Here is a 17,549-nt window from a genome sequence, read left to right on the forward strand (position 1 = left end):
GGCGGGACCAGGCATTCGACGTCAGCCTCTAAAACTCACTCCTTAAGGATATATGCATTTCCGCCATGCGGTACTAGCTTTGCGGCGCCAGTAGAGACCACCAATGAAGATGCGCTGGTAGAGCTGACCTTTGCCGACCTTGCCGCCCAGGGTAATGAAGCCGATATTGACGGCACTGTGACTAGCTTTGAGGTGCAAGCGGTTACCAGTGGCACCCTGTTGTTAGGAGCCGATGCGGGTAGTGCTACAGCTTTTGCGGCTGGGACGAATGACACCATCACGGCGGGCATCAATGCCTACTGGACACCCGATGCCGATACGAACGGCACTCTGGATGCTTTCTCCGTCGTGGCCCAAGATGACCAAAGTGCCGCATCGACCCCAGCCGTCACGGCCCAGGTCAGCGTCATGGCAGTCAACGATGAACCGAGCTTCAGTGCAACCAATCCAGCGACCAACGAGCGCGGCGAAACTGCTGTTACCCTTGCGAACTGGGCCACCTTTGCCCCCGGCGGCGGCACGGATGAAGCTAGTCAAACGGCATTGGCCTATACCGTCAGCGGCATCACTAACGCCAGCCTATTCAGCGTCTCGCCCAGCATCAGCACCACAGGCGAACTGACCTATACGCTTGATGCAACCGCAGTCGGCACATCAGACTTCAAGGTCACGGTGCAAGATAACGGCGGCACGGCTAACGGTGGTGTGGATACCGCTGTGCCTCAAACCTTCACCATTACGGTGAACGATACAACCAATCCCAGCGTCACCAGCTTTACTCGTAAAACACCCACCGTCGGCACGACAGACGCCGATACGCTGACTTTCCAAGCGACCTTTACCGAAGCAGTGCAAAACGTCGATAAGACTGACTTTGAGGTGAATGGCACCACGGCTACAGTCACGAACGTTACAGGCAACGGCGACACCTACGAAATCACCCTCTCCGGCGGCGACCTCGCCAACCTCAACGGCACCGTCGGCCTAGATTTAGCCGGAGCGCAAAATATCCAAGACCTCGCAGGCAATGCCCTCACTCCTGCCGAGCCGACCACTGACGAGTCTTACCAGGTAGCCAACGCTAACATTGCCTTTTCTCAAGCGTCTTACACCAACAACGAAGGTGACGGTACCAGCCAACTTGTAACCGTTACCCGCGCCTTTACCACTGGCACGGCCTCAGTGGAAATCGCCCTGCAAGGAACCAGTACTGCGACTAGCGGCAGCGACTACACCGACCCCGGCTTTCCCCTCACGGTGACTTTTGCCGACGGTGAAGCCAGCCAGACCGTCGATATTGCCCTCATTGATGACAAGGCCACCGAAGGTGACGAAACCCTTGTCCTGAGCTTGCAGAATCCAACTGGGGGGAACTTAGGCCCTCAAACCACCACCACCCTCAACATCGCTGATAACGACAGCCCCGGCTTCACCATCATCGAGTCTGGTGGCACGACGCAAGTGGATGAGTCAGGCACGACCGATACCTTTACTGTCGTACTGAATAGTCAGCCCCTCAGCGATGTCAAGCTGTCAGTGGTCAGTGATGATGCCACCGAAGCCACAGTCAACTTGGCTGCACTGACCTTTACTCAGGCCAACTGGAATGTGGCTCAAACCGTCACGGTGAACGGCGTTGACGATGACGATGACGATAGCGACCAAACTAGCACCCTGACCCTCAGCGTGATTGCTGCCGACAGTGACGATGCCTTTGATGCGCTGGCGGATCAAAAAGTGACAGTGACCACCCTCGACAACGACACGGCGGGCATTACCGTGGTGGCATCGGGGGGCACCACCACCGTCACCGAAGGGGGCACCACCGACAGCTATACCGTCGTGCTCGACTCCCAGCCGACCGCTGAGGTGACGATCGCTTTCACCCCAGACGGACAAACTCAGCTCGATCAAACGGCTTTGACCTTCACCACGGCCAACTGGGATCAGGCCCAGACGGTAACGGTGACGGCGGTGGATGCTGCCGCGATCGAAGGGGCTCACAGCAGCACGATCAACGCGAAAGTCACCAGCACCGACAACAAATACAACGGTTTGGGGGTGGCCGCGATCGCGGTGGCCGTGACAGACAACGACATTCAGACCGTGAATTTAACCGCCAGTGCCACCAGCGGCACCGAAGCCGACGGCACGGCGATTACGGTGACGGCGATCGCTGATGGGGCGGTCACCGGCGACCAAACTATCGATTTGAACGTCACCGGCAGCAACATTACCGCTGGAGACTACAGCCTCAGCAAAGCTGTGATCACCATTCTCGATGGGCAGACGACGGGCACCGCGACCTTTACCGTGCTGGATGATGCGCTGATAGAGGGGCTGGAAACGGCCACGCTATCGCTGAGCAATCCTTCGGCGGGGGTGCTGTTGGGGGCGACGACGAATCAAAGTATCGCGATCGCGGATAACGATGTGGCTCCACCGGCTCCGAGTGCCAGTGTCGCGATCGCCGGGGTCTTTAACTTTGAGCAGTGGGTTTCGCGCCAAACCATCCTGACTGGCCTGGAATACCAAAGCCCTGTAGTCGACTTCAACGTCGAAATTGGCGGTCTCCGCATCGCGCCGTTATTCGACGAAACCGACTACCTGAGCGATCACCCGGATGTGGCGGCAGCGGTGCAGCAGGGCGGCTTGCGCTACGGGTTTGAGCACTTTGTGCAGTTTGGCATCAACGAGGGGCGGAGTCCTTCTGATTGGTTTGATACCGATTACTATCTGGCGCAAAATGCCGATGTGGCGGCAGCAGTGAGCCGGGGGGAAACAACGGCGATCGCCCATTTCCTCAATTTTGGCCACCGCGAAAACCGCGACCCCAGTGCCTTCTTCGATGCCAGTGACTACCTGGTGAGCAACCCTGATGTCGCCGGGGCGGTAACGGCAGGCGGCTTCGACAGTGCGTTTGAACATTACATCGAATTCGGCGCGGCAGAGGGACGTTTATCAGGGCTCTTGTTTGAAGAGGCATTTTACCTCCAGCAAAACCCCGATGTCGCCGGGGCGGTGCAGCGGGGTGACGTTGCGCTAGCGCTATATCACTTCCTCTCCTTCGGCCAACGCGAAGGGCGCGACCCGTCCTCACTATTTGACCAGAGTGCCTATCTGGCCCGCTATGGCGATGTCGCCGCCGCCGTGGCGGGTGGCAGCTTTGCCAGTGGCTTTGAGCACTATATGCTCTCTGGCCGGGCTGAAGGGCGCACACCTGTGTAAGTCTTCGCCAGTTGCCCAGGGGGCTGAATCACGGTGCCGCGAGCCTACAATAGTGGCTCGCCACCTTTGGGGAAAGATGACGAGCCACGGCAACCTGGATGGAGTACTTGACCCAGCGAAGTCTACGACAGAGGGGCGTTCGTATTGCCGTCGCCGACGATCGCCTTCATCCCTTCGAGGGTAGCGGGAATCGTGCGCGGATCCATAAACATGACCTTACTGCTGCCACTTTCTCCAATGTGCTGGCCCATCTCGATATAGCTTTGCGCCAAGAGATACTGCAAGGCGTCGGTCGCCTGCGGATCCGTACGCAACTTGTCCGCAATGATCGCCATGGCTTCCGAGGTCGCCTGAGCTTTGAGCACCGCTTCCTGACGGTAAGCCTGCGCCTTCAGAACGATCGCCTTTTGCTGGGCTTCCGCGTCTAAAATCGCCGCCTTTTTGCCCGATTCTGCCGCTAAGACTTCTGACTCAGCCTTCCCTTTAGCGCTGTTGACCGCTGACTCGCGTTCCCCCTCAGACGTTAGGACGGCGGCCCGCTTGCGCCGCTCAGCCGCCATTTGCAGTTCCATCGAATCTTGCACGGCTTTGGACGGCATGATGTCCCGCAGTTCGACGCGGGTGACCTTGACGCCCCACGGATCGGTGGAGATATCTAACTCCCGTAGCAGCGACTCGTTGATTTCGGAACGGGCGGTAAAGGTTTCATCAAGTTCCAGCTTGCCCATCTCCGAGCGAATCTGGGTCAAGACCAAGTTCACCATGGCGGCTTGCAAATTCTCAACCTTGTAGTAGGCCTTTTCTAAATCGATGATGCGCCAGTAAACGACGGCATCCACCGAGATGGAGACGTTGTCGCGGGTGATGCAAGACTGAGGCGGCACGTCGAGCACCCGCTCCCGTACGGTTTGCTTATACACCACCTTGTCGAGGACGGGGGTGACGAAGTTCAGACCGGGAGTAAGCTTTTTGCCGTTATAGCGACCCAGCGTTTCCACGAGGGCTTCGTCGCTTTGGTTCACGATTTTGACGGCACTAGATGCAACGCCACCTCCCAACGCTAAGACAATCAAGAAAACAATGGGATTCATACTCAATTTCCTCAAATACGGCGAATGTGGATAGAACGATACAGGCCCCCCTCATCTCCCAGTCTCTTCTCCGTTTTGGAGAGCAGGGGAGCCAGAGCAAGTCCCTCTCTCAGACTGAGGCTACTCAGTACACATAAGTTCTGAACCTCTTGCTGTGCAGGCTTTCCCCGCATCCCCCAACCCCTTCTCCCAGAACAGGCGAAGGAGGCCGTTGGCGTAGCCTGCCCAGAGGGCTTGGGGGTGAGGGCCAAGATGTGTGTACGCAGCAGCCCAGCCTTAGGAGGGGGATTTAGGGTGCGGGTAGACATACAAGCAAGCAAGTCCGTAGTGACTTTGAGAAAGGGGGCGAAAGCCGGGGGATACTCGAAACCATGGAGATGTCATCAGTCACTAACGAATGCTGTGTTCGGGCATGATGAAGAGCGTGTTGCCTTTGCGGCCAACGACGATGACGGGTTCGTCAGCGCCGATCGTGGTCTCCTGATCATCACAGCGGGCCTGCCAAGAATTGCCTTCATACAACACGCGGCCCGTTTGGCCAGCGGCGATCGCGGTGAGGGTGCGGGCTTCGGTTGAGTCGGCCAGGGTGTAGGGCGTGCGTTTGGGCACAAAGCGCTTGAGAGCCCAGTTTGCCAGTACCGACAGCACCATCCAAATCGCCACCTGAATGGAAAACTGCGGTATCACCAACGCCACAACGGAGACCACGAGGGCACTGACCCCCAGCGTGGCTTCAATAAATGCCGTCGGCAAAAGCAGCTCCATTAAACAGAGCACGCCGCCCACGACTAACCAAAACAGAGGAAGACTCATAGCCGGCCCAAAATCCAAAATCGTCTTAATAGCTGTGACCCATCGAGTCGCCCGGACAACAAATTGATGTCACCGCCCTCAAACGGAACACAGGGGCGATCGCGACAACCGACATCGCGGCGGCGCGAGTCGCCTGCCAGCACCGACAAAATTGCCCTCAGCGCGAGAAAATCGCCCTCCAAAATCGGGGATGTTTGAAATTCAGTAGAAACTACACCATAACCATGCCGTTTCCCTGAAAATCGCTCAAATCTCCTTTGCTTCGGCCAGCGCCTCCGGTGTTGACGGCATCAGGTTACTGACCGGCAACCCTCACCCCCCTGGGTGACCCAAGTGACCTGACCCGGCGGCAATCCACCTTGAGGGCGGCTTTGAACCTGGTTTTCAGCGGACAAACCACGCGATGAGTAACGCTTCATCAATATGATGGCGCTGTTTTTCCAGAGTTACGTACAATCAGCACAATTCGTTTAGGTTTAGGGTGCGACGCTAAATATGCCGCAAATTGAGTGAGCAAAAACGAAAAGATCCACTAGGATTAACCTAATTTCCTGACCCTAGCGTCAGGACAAGCGATCGGCAGTGTTGTGATGGACGTAGACCATCTGAACCAATGACAGTAAGTGCAGAGCGAGTCGGAACACAAACGCGGGTATGTCTCTGGGCCATTGGGGCCGGGACGGAAGCGGTCGCAGTGGGGGACACCATCGGCGATCGCTATGAGGTGATTGCCCCCCACATTTGGCAAGACCTCAAACCCGAAACGCCCCCGTCGCCCCCAGACGCCTGGCCACCCATGGTGCGATCGTATCTGCAAGCCCATCGGCAACGGCTGCATGTGCCAGGGGTTTATGATGTGCTGCCCCAAACAGGCAAAAAAGAGTCCTGGGTTTTACTCGAAAATGCCCCGATCAATGCCCGCTCTGGGTTGCTGTTTTCCCCATTAGCGGAGCAGTGGCCGCAGGTGTCGGCGGTACGGCAGTTGTCCTGGCTGTGGCAGATTTGGCAGCTCTGGCAGGTGCTGGAGCCGCTCAAAGTCGCGAATAGTTTGCTCGACGCAGAAAATGTTCGAGTAGAGGGCTGGCGAGTCCGGCTACTGCAACTTATCCCCGATGAGCAGGCCCCGACCTTACAAGATTTAGGCGCGAGCTGGGCCGGACTCATCGAGTCGGCTCAGGGGGCGATCGCCGCCTCCCTGACCAATCTGGTGCAGTCGATGACCACGAGCGAGCTGGCTCCAGAGCAACTGGCCGTTGATCTCAATTATTTATTGCTGCGGGAATCCGCCACCTATCGTCCCCGGTTTCGCGTGGCAGGCAATACCGACCCCGGCCCCAACCAACCCCGCAACGAAGATGCTTGTTTTCCCGTTGGCGAGCAGTCAGAAATGCCGACGCCGCGCATCGCGATTGTGTGTGATGGGGTGGGCGGCCACGAAGCGGGAGAGGTCGCCAGTCAGATTGTGGTGCGATCGCTGCGTCCCCAACTGCAAGGGCTCTTAGCGGAATGTGGTCGGGAAGAGATTGCCGTGCCGCCGCAAGTCGTGGCGCAACAAATCGAAGCGGCCATTCGCGTGGTGAATGATCTGGTCAATGCGCAAAATGATTTGCAGGGTCGCAGTGAGCGGCAGCGCATGGGCACTACTCTGGTCATGGCGCTCGTGGTGCCCCAACGCATCAAGACCCCGAATGGCTGGATTCAGGTCGAAGAGGTGTATATCGCCCAAGTGGGCGACAGTCGCGCCTATTGGGTCACCCCCGACTATTGCCATTTGCTCACTGTGGATGACGACATCGCGGGGCGGGAAACCCTCGCCGGACGGGCTTTCTACAGTACGTTGCGCGATCGCCCCGAAGCCAGTTCCCTCACGCAGGCGATCGGGACCCGTAATAGCCAATACCTTACCCCCCACGTGCAGCGGCTGACGCTGGATGAGGAAGGGGTATTGCTGCTGTGTACGGACGGCCTGAGTGATCACTATCAGGTAGAAAATGCCTGGGCTAACTACATTGGCCTGATCACCAAAGACATCATTTCGCTGCAGGCCGCTGTGGATTCTTGGATTCAGCTCGCGAACCAGAAGAACGGTCACGACAATGTCGCCGTCGCCCTGATGCACGTTAAGCCTTTGTTGGCAGATGCGTTTGGGGCAGCGCCCACAGCGCCCACCGAGGCCGACGACGCAGCAGCAGAAGACCTCACCGATGCCTCGAAAGCACTGCTTTATGGCGAAGAAGACGCGGCGACCCATACCGAAAATACCAAAGGTGGCCCGACCGCAACCTTGCCGCAGTGGTGGATCGCGGCGGTGGCGGTGGGCATTCTCTTTTTTGCGGGGGTCTTTGGCTGGTGGATCGCCGGTCAATTATCGGCACCGCCCACCGAGAGTGATGTCGAATCCGTCGAATAAGCGGGTCGGCTGGGCAACATCAGTAACCGTCAGAAATTAGTTTCTGGCGGTCGTTTGGGTTGGGGTGGTCTGGATTGAGAGATGATGTTCACCCGCGATCGCACGCACCAAAATGTTCGGATAAACCTCATTGCAGCCCATTGCTCTCTCCGACCCTCAGCCTTGAGGAAGGGCCCGACATCAGCGTTTCCGTAAGTCTTGTGTTCCTTACCCGGATTCGCTGACACGGTGGATCGAGAGCACATCAGTCATTTTGCGCAATTGGGTAAACGTCTGCTCTAGATGGTTGTGATCCCGCACGTCCAGGCCCAATTCAATTTCCGCCGTTTGGCCGGGGAAGGTTTTGACCTGGGCTTTGTGAACATTGATATCGAGGTCGGACAGGTGACTAAGGATATCTTTGAGCACGCCGACGCGATCGATGACTTGGATGCGCACCTGTACCGGATAGGTAGAAGTCCGTTTAGCGGTGGCTTCTTCCAAGTTCCAACTGGTGGGGATGAGGCGATCGCCCGGAATGCGTTCCACATTCGGACAGTTTTGACGGTGAATGGCAATGCCCCGCGAGCCCATCGATACGGTCCCAATAATCGACTCACCCGGCAGGGGATTGCAGCAGCCCGCCATGTGATACAGCAGCCCCTCAACACCAAAAATGGGGGAATCAGAGTGCGTCTTAGCAGGGCGAGTGGGCGTACTGATCGCCTCCGCCAACAAGGTTTCGGCATCTTCTTCCGCCGTCTTCGGGTGGCGCGACTGCAGGGGCTGGTGTTCTTTGACAGCTTCTCGCAGACGGTTGACCACGAGATTTAACGTCACTTCGCCATAACCCAGACCCGCCAGCAAATCTTCAGCACTGGGGTAATTACACCGTTCGGCCACCGCCTGAGCCGGCTCAGACTTGAGCATGGCATCCAGCCCGCTTTTGCCCATTTCTTTTTCGAGCATGTCGCGACCGCGAGCAATGTTTTCATCCCGGTGCGATCGCTTATACCACTGCCGGATGCGATTACGGGCGCTCGCCGTCACCACCGAGTTCAACCAATCCAGATTAGGATGACTCGTCCGTTGGGTAATGATTTCGACAATATCGCCGTTTTCCAGCGGGGTATCGAGGGGCACGATGCGGCCATTGACCCGCCCGCCCGCGCAATGGTTGCCCACCTCCGTATGGATGCGATAGGCAAAGTCGATGGGAGTCGCTCCTCGCGTGAGGGAAATGACATCGCCATCCGGCGTAAAGACATACACATCTTCGTCGAACAGATTGCCCTTGACGTTGTCCATGAACTCTTGGGCATCTTTCAGGTCGCTCTGCCACTCCAGCAGTTGCCGCAACCAGGTAAAGCGTTCTTCGTCCGCGGAGACGGGGGTCGTGCTCGCGCCACCGGATTCCTTATATTTCCAGTGGGCGGCGATCCCGTATTCCGCAATGTGGTGCATTTCCAAAGTGCGGATTTGCACTTCAATCGGGCGACCATAGCTGCCAATCACCACTGTATGCAGCGACTGATAGCGGTTGGGTTTGGGCAGGCCAATGTAGTCCTTAAAGCGACCGGGGATCGGGCGAAACGCATCGTGGGCGATCGCTAAGGCCCGATAACAGTCTTCGTTGGTATTCACAATCAGGCGAATGGCCGCCACATCATAGATCTCACTGAAATCTTTTTGCTGCTGCTCCATTTTGCGGAAGATGCCGTAGAGGTGTTTGGGACGGCTACTCACGTCTACGATGCCGAGCCCCGACTGCTCCATGCGCTCCCGCAGGGTGGAGGCGACTGCCTGTAACCGAGTTTCGCGATCGGTGCGCTTGCCAGCCACATGGGTTTGCATCATGCGGTAGGCATCGGGTTCCAAATATTTGAACGATAAATCCTCCAGTTCCCACTTGAAGCGACCGATCCCCAAGCGATTGGCGAGGGGTGCAAAAATTTCCAAGGTCTCGGCGGCAATGCGGCGCTGTTTTTCGGGTTTGAGGTGTTCCAGGGTGCGCATGTTGTGGAGGCGATCGGCCAGTTTCACCACAATCACCCGCACGTCTTGGGCCATCGCCAAAAACATGCGGCGAAAGTTCTCGGCTTGCCGTTCGGTTTTGCTGTGAAAGTTAAATTTAGAGAGCTTGGTGACCCCTTCGACCAGGTGGCGCACTTCTTCGCCAAAATTCGCTTCGATTTCGTCAGCGGTGACGTCGGTGTCTTCGACCACGTCATGGAGAAATCCGGCGGCAATCATGGCGCTGTCGCCGCCCAAGTCCCGCAGCAAACAGGCGACCTCGATGGGATGGCAAATGTAGGCTTCGCCTGAGGCTCGCTTTTGGCCTTCGTGCAGGGTGTAAGCAAATTGAAAGGCCCGGCTCACCAGATCACACCCGGCTTCATCCAGGGCTTGAGGAGTGGCCCCTTTGCCGTTGATCGGAGGGGCGATCGCGGCAGCAGCGTGATGACCATTGCCATTGCCGTCATGGTGCCCGCTGGCTGACTCTTCATCCTGGGTCAGCAGGCAGTTGGCGAGCCAATCGGGCACGGTGCAGTCTTGCGGAAGGGTCGCGGTTGAGTGGGCCATCACGGGGAACGAAAATAAACGACAGGGTCGCTAGTGATGCACTAGCGGAAAAACCTACGCAGGCTGTAGGGATTCATGAAGCAGCAAGAGTCACGGGTTCTAGTCAAAAAAAGCGAGTAATCGTGCCCTCACCGAAACGGCAGAAAAGTTCTCCATCAGAGACATATCTGACCCTATGGGTGAGGGTTTTTGACTCAGCAAAGAAGCCTAGACGCTGGCTAAAAGTAGAACGGAATTACTAACTAAAAGTCGTAATTGTTACGGGTTTATCTCATTACTATAAACAAAGTTGAGGAATTCTATACCGAGTTAACTCTGGTTGGGGTAAATCGCAATTATTTGAAAGTTTTGCGGTCTCAATGTCATGGGACGCGCAAATGAATAGGCAGAAAGAGGGCAGCAATGACTGACACAACGAATGCTGAAACGACGGCCATTGAACTTTTGGCGCAATTTGTCGAGCAGTTGATCGGGCTCCAAAATAGTGCGCAAGCGGCTCAGGTGAATGGGCGATCGCTCCAGCAACAGTTTCTCCAAGCCCAACAGCTGTACCAAACGCAATTGCTGCCCACCCTCATGGCATCACCCACCGCCGAAAAGTTTATGTCTTACCAAACTGAGATCAATCGAGCATTGCGACTCTTGGGCATGGATGTGGCTTTCTTACAGTCTGCCAAAAATTCGGTAACGCTTCAAAAACGCCAGGCCCAGATGCAACAGCAGCTCCAGACGCTATTGGCGTTCTGCCAGGGCTTGCAGGCCGCGATGGCCGAGTCATGAACGGTGTCAGCGATCGCTCAGCAAGGTTTTTCAGTCTTTCACAGCGATCGCCTGAATAGTACGAAAGCCCTACAAACCTGAACATAGATGAGGTTTTGTGTGGAATACCCAAGGGAGTCCTGAACTTTTCCCTATCGACGTATCTAAAAAAGTCAGGCATCTTGGAATTGACCCCCACGGGGCGAGGCAACCCGACTCGCAAGATGTGACTCGCTCACATCGAGCCCAGCGGTGAGTGGCGACAGCAATGTTTAAACTCGCGATCGGTGTTTGTCTTTTCCCGTTCAACAACCAGGGAAAGACTACCGTCATGCCACAACAACCTTTATCTCACCCATCATCCGCCCGCGTGAATTCCTCCAGACTGTGGCGAAAATCTGCCGCCTGTTTGGGGCTAGGCATTTTCGCGAGTTCTCTCGCAATGTTCTTGCCCAGCGCTCAAAACCCATCAAAGGCCCAAAATCAATCAGGTGCGAATGGTTTCTGCTATTACGTCACAATGCCAACTAGTCTGTACACAACCCCATCTTTTGACTCAGATGCGGGGGTCAGCTTCGGAGTTGGTGACAGAGCCTACGCCACCACCATCCCGCCCACGTTCGCATGGAACAACTTCGGCGTCGGTACCAATTTCGTTAAGGTTGCAATCTACGACGGCAACACTGCTTGGGTGCCGCTTTACACACCCGACGGCACACAACTCTTGGAGGAGTATCCGCCTGAAGAATGTTCCAATCCGGGGTTGAATGCGGCGACCTTCCCCGTCACTGGTGATCCTCAGCAGATTGCTTGTTTTGGCATCAAGGTACCGACGAACGTGTACTCAGCCCCTTCATTTAATTCAGCCATCAAAGGTCGCTATGCGGTGGGCGATACCGCTTACCGAACCAATGACCTGACGCCTGATGTGCCTTTGAGGGATGGCACATGGGATGGTAATACGTTTATCGCGGTCAGCATCTACGACGGCAGCAAAGCGTGGGTTCCCCGTCAACGGCCCAACAACACAGTAATCCTTGAGGATCTGGCACAGTGCCCTTAAGGGGAGTCCATCAGGAAACGTAGTTTTCTTTCACTAGCCAGATCAGGCCACTGGTACGCCACTCCGCAAGAGCAAAAAGAGGAGCAGCGCACCAGTGGCTTCGGGGACGGGGTGAGGGGACGGTTCCCTATCGAATTAACCGATATGGTCGGAAGTTCGAGGGAACCGTCCCCTGGGCAGCCGGAGCTGACGTCATTGAGCCATCCTTGCTATTGGAGTGGACGTGCTATAAAAGTCGTGCCGTCAGGAGTGGGGTCGCGATGGTGGATGCTAGTTTCCTCCGCAATTTTTTCAAAGCATCGAATCCGGGCAATCCGGTGTCAGACCCGCGCTACTACATTGATTTTTCGGATGTGCGGGGGGGCGACATTGTGCGCGAGCTGGCCCGCACCATCATCGACCTATCGCCCGATGAAGCCACGACTCAACTACTGACGGGGCACGTCGGGTCGGGCAAATCGACCGAGTTGTTGCAACTGCGGCAGCGGCTCCAGCAGGCGGGCTTTCACGTTGTCTACTTTGACTCAGGGCTAGATCTAGAGTTGGCGGATGTGGAGGTGACGGATATTTTGCTGGTGATGGCGCGGCAGATTAGCGCCAGTTTAGAAGCGGCGGACATTGCCCTGAAACCGCCCTATTTTCAGCGGTTGTTTCGCAGCATTGTCGAGACGTTGCAGATGCCGATCGAGATTTCGGATGTGACCTTGTCCGTGGGCATTGCGGAAATCACCGCCCAGTCGAAGGAGAGTACCAATCTGCGATCGCAGCTCCACCAGTACCTGGAACCGCGCACGAAAAACATTTTGGACGCGATCAATGGGGAGTTGCTGGCCCCGGGGATCGCCAAGCTCAAAGCCCAGGGAAAACAGGGGCTGGTGGCGATCGCGGACAACCTCGAAAAAATGCTGCGGAATGCGAAACCCAACGGGCGATCGCAGCCGGAGTATCTGTTTGTGGATCGCGGGGATCAACTGAAGCGATTGGACTGCCATGTGATCTACACCATTCCCCTAGAGCTAGTCTTTTCCAACGATTTGCCCATGCTGATGAATCGGTTTGGCTTGCGGCCTCGGGTGCTGACCATGGTGCCGGTGAAAACCATTGACGGTGAGATCAATCCCACCAGCATGGCCAAGCTGCGGCAAATGGTGATGGCGCGGGCCTTTCCCGATGTGAGTGCGGGCGATCGCCTCAACCACATCACCGCTATTTTTGACGATCCGGCCACGCTGGATCGCCTCTGCCTCGCCAGTGGAGGCCATGTGCGCAATGTGCTGCGCTACGTCACGGGCTGCCTGCGCAAACAGGGGTTGCCCATCACCGCTGAGACGCTAGAACAAGAACTGCGGGATGAACAAAATGAGCTGGTTGGCATCATCGACGCGGGTGAATGGCAACTGCTGGCCCAGGCCGTCAAGGCCCGCACCTTCCAAGGCAATGATGAGTACAATAGTTTGCTAATGGGACTCTTTTTGTATGAGTATCGGGATGATCGCGGGCGCTGGGTCGATATCAATCCCGTTCTAGCCGACAACGAGGGCTACAAACAGTGGCTGGCGACCTAGACGACTACACCGGACACGCCTATACCGACGCGGAACTGCTGCACCATAACCAGACGGCGTTAGCAGAGTTGCGCAACGCCCTGCAACTCGCCCAGGGAGAATTTTCCCTGATTGCCCTGGGGTGCGATTATCATCGGCTGCGTCACCTGGTCAACCAAGATCTAGTCAACGCGGGACTGGCGGCGGTGCTGCAACTGCCCCAACAGTTTCAAAATCTGCGCGAAATCATTCAGCAAGCCACCGCCGATCGCCCGCCGCCCGCCCTGGTGATCGTGGGGTTAGACTACCTCACCAGAGCCGATTTGCAAGCGGTGCTCCACGCCACCAACATGGGGCGCGACGACTTGCGGCAACAGTTTCCGTTTCCCATTGCCCTGTGGATGAATCGTCGGGTGCGGCAGCAGTTTCTCCAACAGGCCCCCGACTCCCGCAGTTTTTCCCCCGCCGCGATCGCCTTCCACCTGCCTGTGGGCGAACTGATTCATGCCCTCAAAGCGGGGACGCAGCAGCTGTTCAACACGATCCTGGCGCGCGGGGGCGATCGCGAACTGTCCAGCACCTCCATTCGCCTCATCGGCAGCGATGCCCTGCGCAGCGAGCTGGAATTTGCCGTGGCCGACCTAACCGCCCAAAACGTGACCCCCGACCCCTGCCTGCAAGCGAGTCTCGACTTTTTGCAGGGGCGGGAGGCCCACAGCCGCTTAGCAATGGACACCGCGCGGGACCGGTATGAGCGCAGTCTGGCCTTTTGGGCCGCCCCCGCCGACCCTGAACCGTCTCCCATCCTCGATGCCGAGGGGCTTACAGCCGCAGATTGTCGGGCGGTGCTGTGGCTCCATCTCGGGCTGTGGTGGCGCACCTATGCCGTGGTGCAGCGAGCCACCTATGACCCGTCACTGCGGCAGGCGCGGCGCTATTTTGAGCAGTTGGTGGGGCAGTTTCGCGATCGCGACCAAACGCCCCACCTCGCCCGTTTCATTCACGTGCTGGCGGAAGTGCTGCAAAAACAGCGGGATTGGGCGACGCTGGAAACCCTCGCCAACGAAGGAATTTCCCTGCATCAAGAAACCCATGATCCGGTGCGCCTGGCCCGCGACCACGGGTTTCTCGCCGAAGTGGCCCTGATTAAAGAAGACTGGCTCACCGCCCAGAGTGAAGCTGCTCAAGCCCTGGATATTCTCGACACCGCTGAGGCCGAACTGGAAGACGGGGAAACGGGCGATCGCGAACTCACCCAGGCGTTAGCCGTGGCCAAACGGTTTCAGCGGGGCTGGTATCGCTTTTTGCTGGGGGAAGCGCAAATGCACCTCAGCGATCCCCACGCCGCCATCCATTACTTAGAAGACGCTCGCCGGGAAACCGATCCTGAGGTGGATCTCACTCTGCACCTGAAAGTGCTGGAAGAGCTGATTCACCATTATTTTGAGCTGGGGGACTATTGGGAAGCCTTTTGCGTTAAGCAAGAGCTGCGACGGGTGGAATATCGCTATAACCTGCGGGCCTTTATCGGAGCCGGAGCGGTGCAGCCCCACCGCCATTTGGCGACGCCAACGCAGTTCGACACCATCACCGAAGCGGCAGTGGCAGCAGAAATTCGGGCGTCGGGTCGCCTATACGATGTGGAGCAACTGGCCCAACGCCTGCGGGGCAATCCCCACGCCATTGTCATCGTTCATGGGCCATCGGGGGTGGGCAAAAGCTCCATCCTCACGGCGGGACTGGTGCCGATGTTGCGGCGGCAGGGGAGTGCCATTGAAGGCAACCCCACGATCCCCCTGCTGATTCAGACCTACGGCAACTGGGCGCAAAGTCTCAACGCTGCCTTGGATAACGCCCTCGCGCCGTGGTTTTCGCCCGCTGCCTCAGCGGACGATGCCCCCGTCACAGGCACAGTGCTGATGGGTAAACTGCGGCAGGGGGTCAGCAAAAATCGCGCCTTTGTGCTGATCTTTGACCAGTTTGAGGAGTTCTTTTTTGATAAAGACGACCCCCAAGACCGCCGCCAGTTCTACGAATTTCTCGGTCAGTGCATTGACCAACCCTTTGTGAAAGTGGTGCTGGCCCTGCGCGAAGACTACCTGCACCACCTGCTAGAAGCGGAAACCGTCATCAACGCCGCCAGCCAAATGCAGGATCAAGACCTGCTCAGCCGCGACCAGCGCTATCCCCTCGCCAATTTCAGTCCGGCGGCGGCGGAAGCGGTGATTCGCCAGCTCACTAGCGCTGCCCAGTACACCATCGCCGAAGACTTGATCCACCGCTTGGTGGCTGACCTGGCGGCGGAAACCGGAGACGTGCGCCCGATCGAACTCCAGGTCGTCGGGGCGCAGCTCCAGCGCGCCGATATCAACACGCTGGAGCAGTATGCCGCGATCGGCGATCGGCCCAAGCAACAACTGGTGCAGGACTACCTCACCTACGTCGTCCGCGACTGCGGCCCCCCCAACGAAAACCTCGCCTGGATTGTGCTCTATTTGCTCACGGACGAAGACCGCGAACAGCGTCTCTATCGCCCCTTGAAAACGCGGGAAGAACTGGAATACGAACTGGCGCTGGTGGCAATGCCCTTCAAGGTGGATCAGCTCACCATGGTGGTGAACATTCTCGTGGGGTCGGGCCTGGTGTTTGAGGTGCCGGAGGAACCGGAGGATCGGTATCAACTGGTGCATGACTACCTGGTGCGCTACGTCCGCGAGGAGCCACAATCTCGGCTGATGGAGGCGTTGGAGAAGGCACAAGCAAGTGTGAAAGCAGCCACTGCGAAAGCAGCGGAGGCGAAGCTGGAGCGGGACAAGCTGGGAAAAGCAAACGTACGCCTAAAGTACATGCTAGTAAAAGGACAATCTGAATGGACAGATTTCAAGGAAGAAGCGAGTGTACTATTACAAGGTATGCACAAGGGACTATTCATTTCAGCTGCTTTCTTAATTATGCTTGTTGTGCAACTGTGCTGGCATTTTTATAGCCTAGAGAGCCAGGCAAATCCTTCAGATTAAGAACAACTTGCTATTCGTGTTTTTCAATTAATCCAGCTCTTTCCTGATTTTGTGCGTTCAGAAGTATTACATCTTTCAAGTTTTGCCTTGAAGCGGAGAAGGAGTTGTTGGGTTGTTATTAGACGGCGAGTCCGGCGGGGGCACCGTTCGGGGCAGTGGTGGGTTGGGTGCGGCAGGCGGTGAGGTTCAAAAACACTTCGCTATATTGGCAGTGATGGCTAGATACCCATCATCGAGAGGTTTTCTATGACCGCTACGCTCGTCGCCCCCAGCAATTTGATGGTGTTGCATGGCATCAATTGGGCCACCTATCTGGCTCTGATTCATGATTTAGAGGCGGAGCCGAGCAAACGCCTGACGTATAACCAGGGGACTTTAGAAATCATGGTGCCGCTGCCGCCTCACGAGCGCTACAAAAGCCTGATGGGGCGCTTAGTCGAAGTGACGACCGAGGAAACTGAAACTGAAATTGCCAGCCTGGGATCGACGACCTGGAGCCGCGAAGATTTGCAAAAGGGGTTGGAAGCCGATGAGTGTTTCTACATTCAAAATGAACCAGCGGTGCGGGGCAAGAATGCGATTGATTTATCCGTGGATCCGCCCCCCGATCTAGCGATTGAAGTAGACAATACTCAGAGTTCGCTCAATCGATTGGAGATTTACGCGGCGATTGGTGTCCCAGAAGTTTGGCGTTTTGATGGTGAAGCATTGTTGATCTATCGCCTCGTCAGCGGCCAATATCAACCGCAAGAAACCTCCCAAGTTCTACCCATCCTCAAGCAAACCGATATTTTGCAGTTTTTGCAAAAGAGTCAAACAATGGGTGAAACCAGTTGGGTCAAAGAGTTTCGCCAGTGGATCAGGGAGCAAATAGCTGGTACTTGAGCCTTGGTAGCTTTTCGGGTTGGTGGTGGGTTGGCTGCGGCAGTGATTCGACCTCACCTAGCCTCTCCTTAGCCAAGGAGAGGAACCGGAGTTCTGAGCCGTTATCGGTGAACAACAAAGCCGATATGTGGATAAACCTCTCCTTATGCAAGGAGAGGTGCCGTAGGCGGTGAGGTT

General features: G+C 56.7%; 10 protein-coding genes. 7 read left to right on the forward strand and 3 right to left on the reverse strand.

Features of this window, described 5'->3' with window-relative positions; genetic code table 11:
* Nucleotides 1–177: 177 nt before the first annotated feature.
* Nucleotides 178–3,228 carry a Calx-beta domain-containing protein gene (locus tag JUK32_RS20250; RefSeq protein WP_204140681.1) on the forward strand — a complete coding sequence of 1,017 codons (3,051 nt, stop codon included), beginning with the start codon at nucleotides 178–180 and terminating at the stop codon, nucleotides 3,226–3,228.
* 122 nt (nucleotides 3,229–3,350) lie between these two features.
* Here JUK32_RS20250 and JUK32_RS20255 read toward each other — a convergent pair whose 3' ends face one another.
* A complete protein-coding gene (locus JUK32_RS20255; RefSeq protein ID WP_204140682.1) occupies nucleotides 3,351–4,319 on the reverse strand; it encodes an SPFH domain-containing protein in 969 nt (322 codons plus the stop codon).
* Nucleotides 4,320–4,709: 390 nt separating this feature from the next.
* On the reverse strand, nucleotides 4,710–5,132 hold the full coding sequence (locus JUK32_RS20260; protein WP_204140683.1) for an NfeD family protein: 423 nt from the start codon (nucleotides 5,130–5,132) through the stop codon (nucleotides 4,710–4,712).
* Nucleotides 5,133–5,745: 613 nt separating this feature from the next.
* Here JUK32_RS20260 and JUK32_RS20265 point away from each other — a divergent pair.
* Entirely contained in the window at nucleotides 5,746–7,542 is a 1,797-nt protein-coding gene (locus JUK32_RS20265; protein ID WP_204140684.1) for a PP2C family serine/threonine-protein phosphatase, read from the forward strand.
* Between the two features lie 207 nt (nucleotides 7,543–7,749).
* On the opposite strand, the gene JUK32_RS20270 is transcribed toward JUK32_RS20265, so the two are convergent.
* Nucleotides 7,750–10,104 carry a bifunctional (p)ppGpp synthetase/guanosine-3',5'-bis(diphosphate) 3'-pyrophosphohydrolase gene (locus JUK32_RS20270; RefSeq protein ID WP_204140685.1) on the reverse strand — a complete coding sequence of 785 codons (2,355 nt, stop codon included), beginning with the start codon at nucleotides 10,102–10,104 and terminating at the stop codon, nucleotides 7,750–7,752.
* Between the two features lie 402 nt (nucleotides 10,105–10,506).
* Between JUK32_RS20270 and patD the strand changes: the two genes are divergently transcribed.
* The 5 genes from patD (at nucleotide 10,507) to JUK32_RS20295 (ending at nucleotide 17,372) form a co-directional block, all read left to right on the forward strand.
* Entirely contained in the window at nucleotides 10,507–10,884 is a 378-nt protein-coding gene (gene patD / locus JUK32_RS20275; RefSeq protein WP_204140686.1) for a heterocyst frequency control protein PatD, read from the forward strand.
* 247 nt (nucleotides 10,885–11,131) lie between these two features.
* Nucleotides 11,132–11,926 carry a hypothetical protein gene (locus JUK32_RS20280; protein WP_204140687.1) on the forward strand — a complete coding sequence of 265 codons (795 nt, stop codon included), beginning with the start codon at nucleotides 11,132–11,134 and terminating at the stop codon, nucleotides 11,924–11,926.
* 260 nt (nucleotides 11,927–12,186) lie between these two features.
* Entirely contained in the window at nucleotides 12,187–13,491 is a 1,305-nt protein-coding gene (locus JUK32_RS20285) for an ATP-binding protein (protein ID WP_204140688.1), read from the forward strand.
* Nucleotides 13,476–16,487, forward strand: a complete 3,012-nt coding sequence (locus JUK32_RS20290; RefSeq protein WP_204140689.1) for a hypothetical protein — start codon at nucleotides 13,476–13,478, stop codon at nucleotides 16,485–16,487. Before JUK32_RS20285 ends, JUK32_RS20290 begins: the two co-directional genes overlap by 16 nt.
* 246 nt (nucleotides 16,488–16,733) lie before the next feature.
* A complete protein-coding gene (locus tag JUK32_RS20295) occupies nucleotides 16,734–17,372 on the forward strand; it encodes a Uma2 family endonuclease (RefSeq protein WP_204140690.1) in 639 nt (212 codons plus the stop codon).
* Nucleotides 17,373–17,549 lie beyond the last annotated feature (177 nt).

The organism is Halomicronema sp. CCY15110 (assembly GCF_016888165.1).
Taxonomy (GTDB): domain Bacteria; phylum Cyanobacteriota; class Cyanobacteriia; order Phormidesmidales; family Phormidesmidaceae; genus Halomicronema.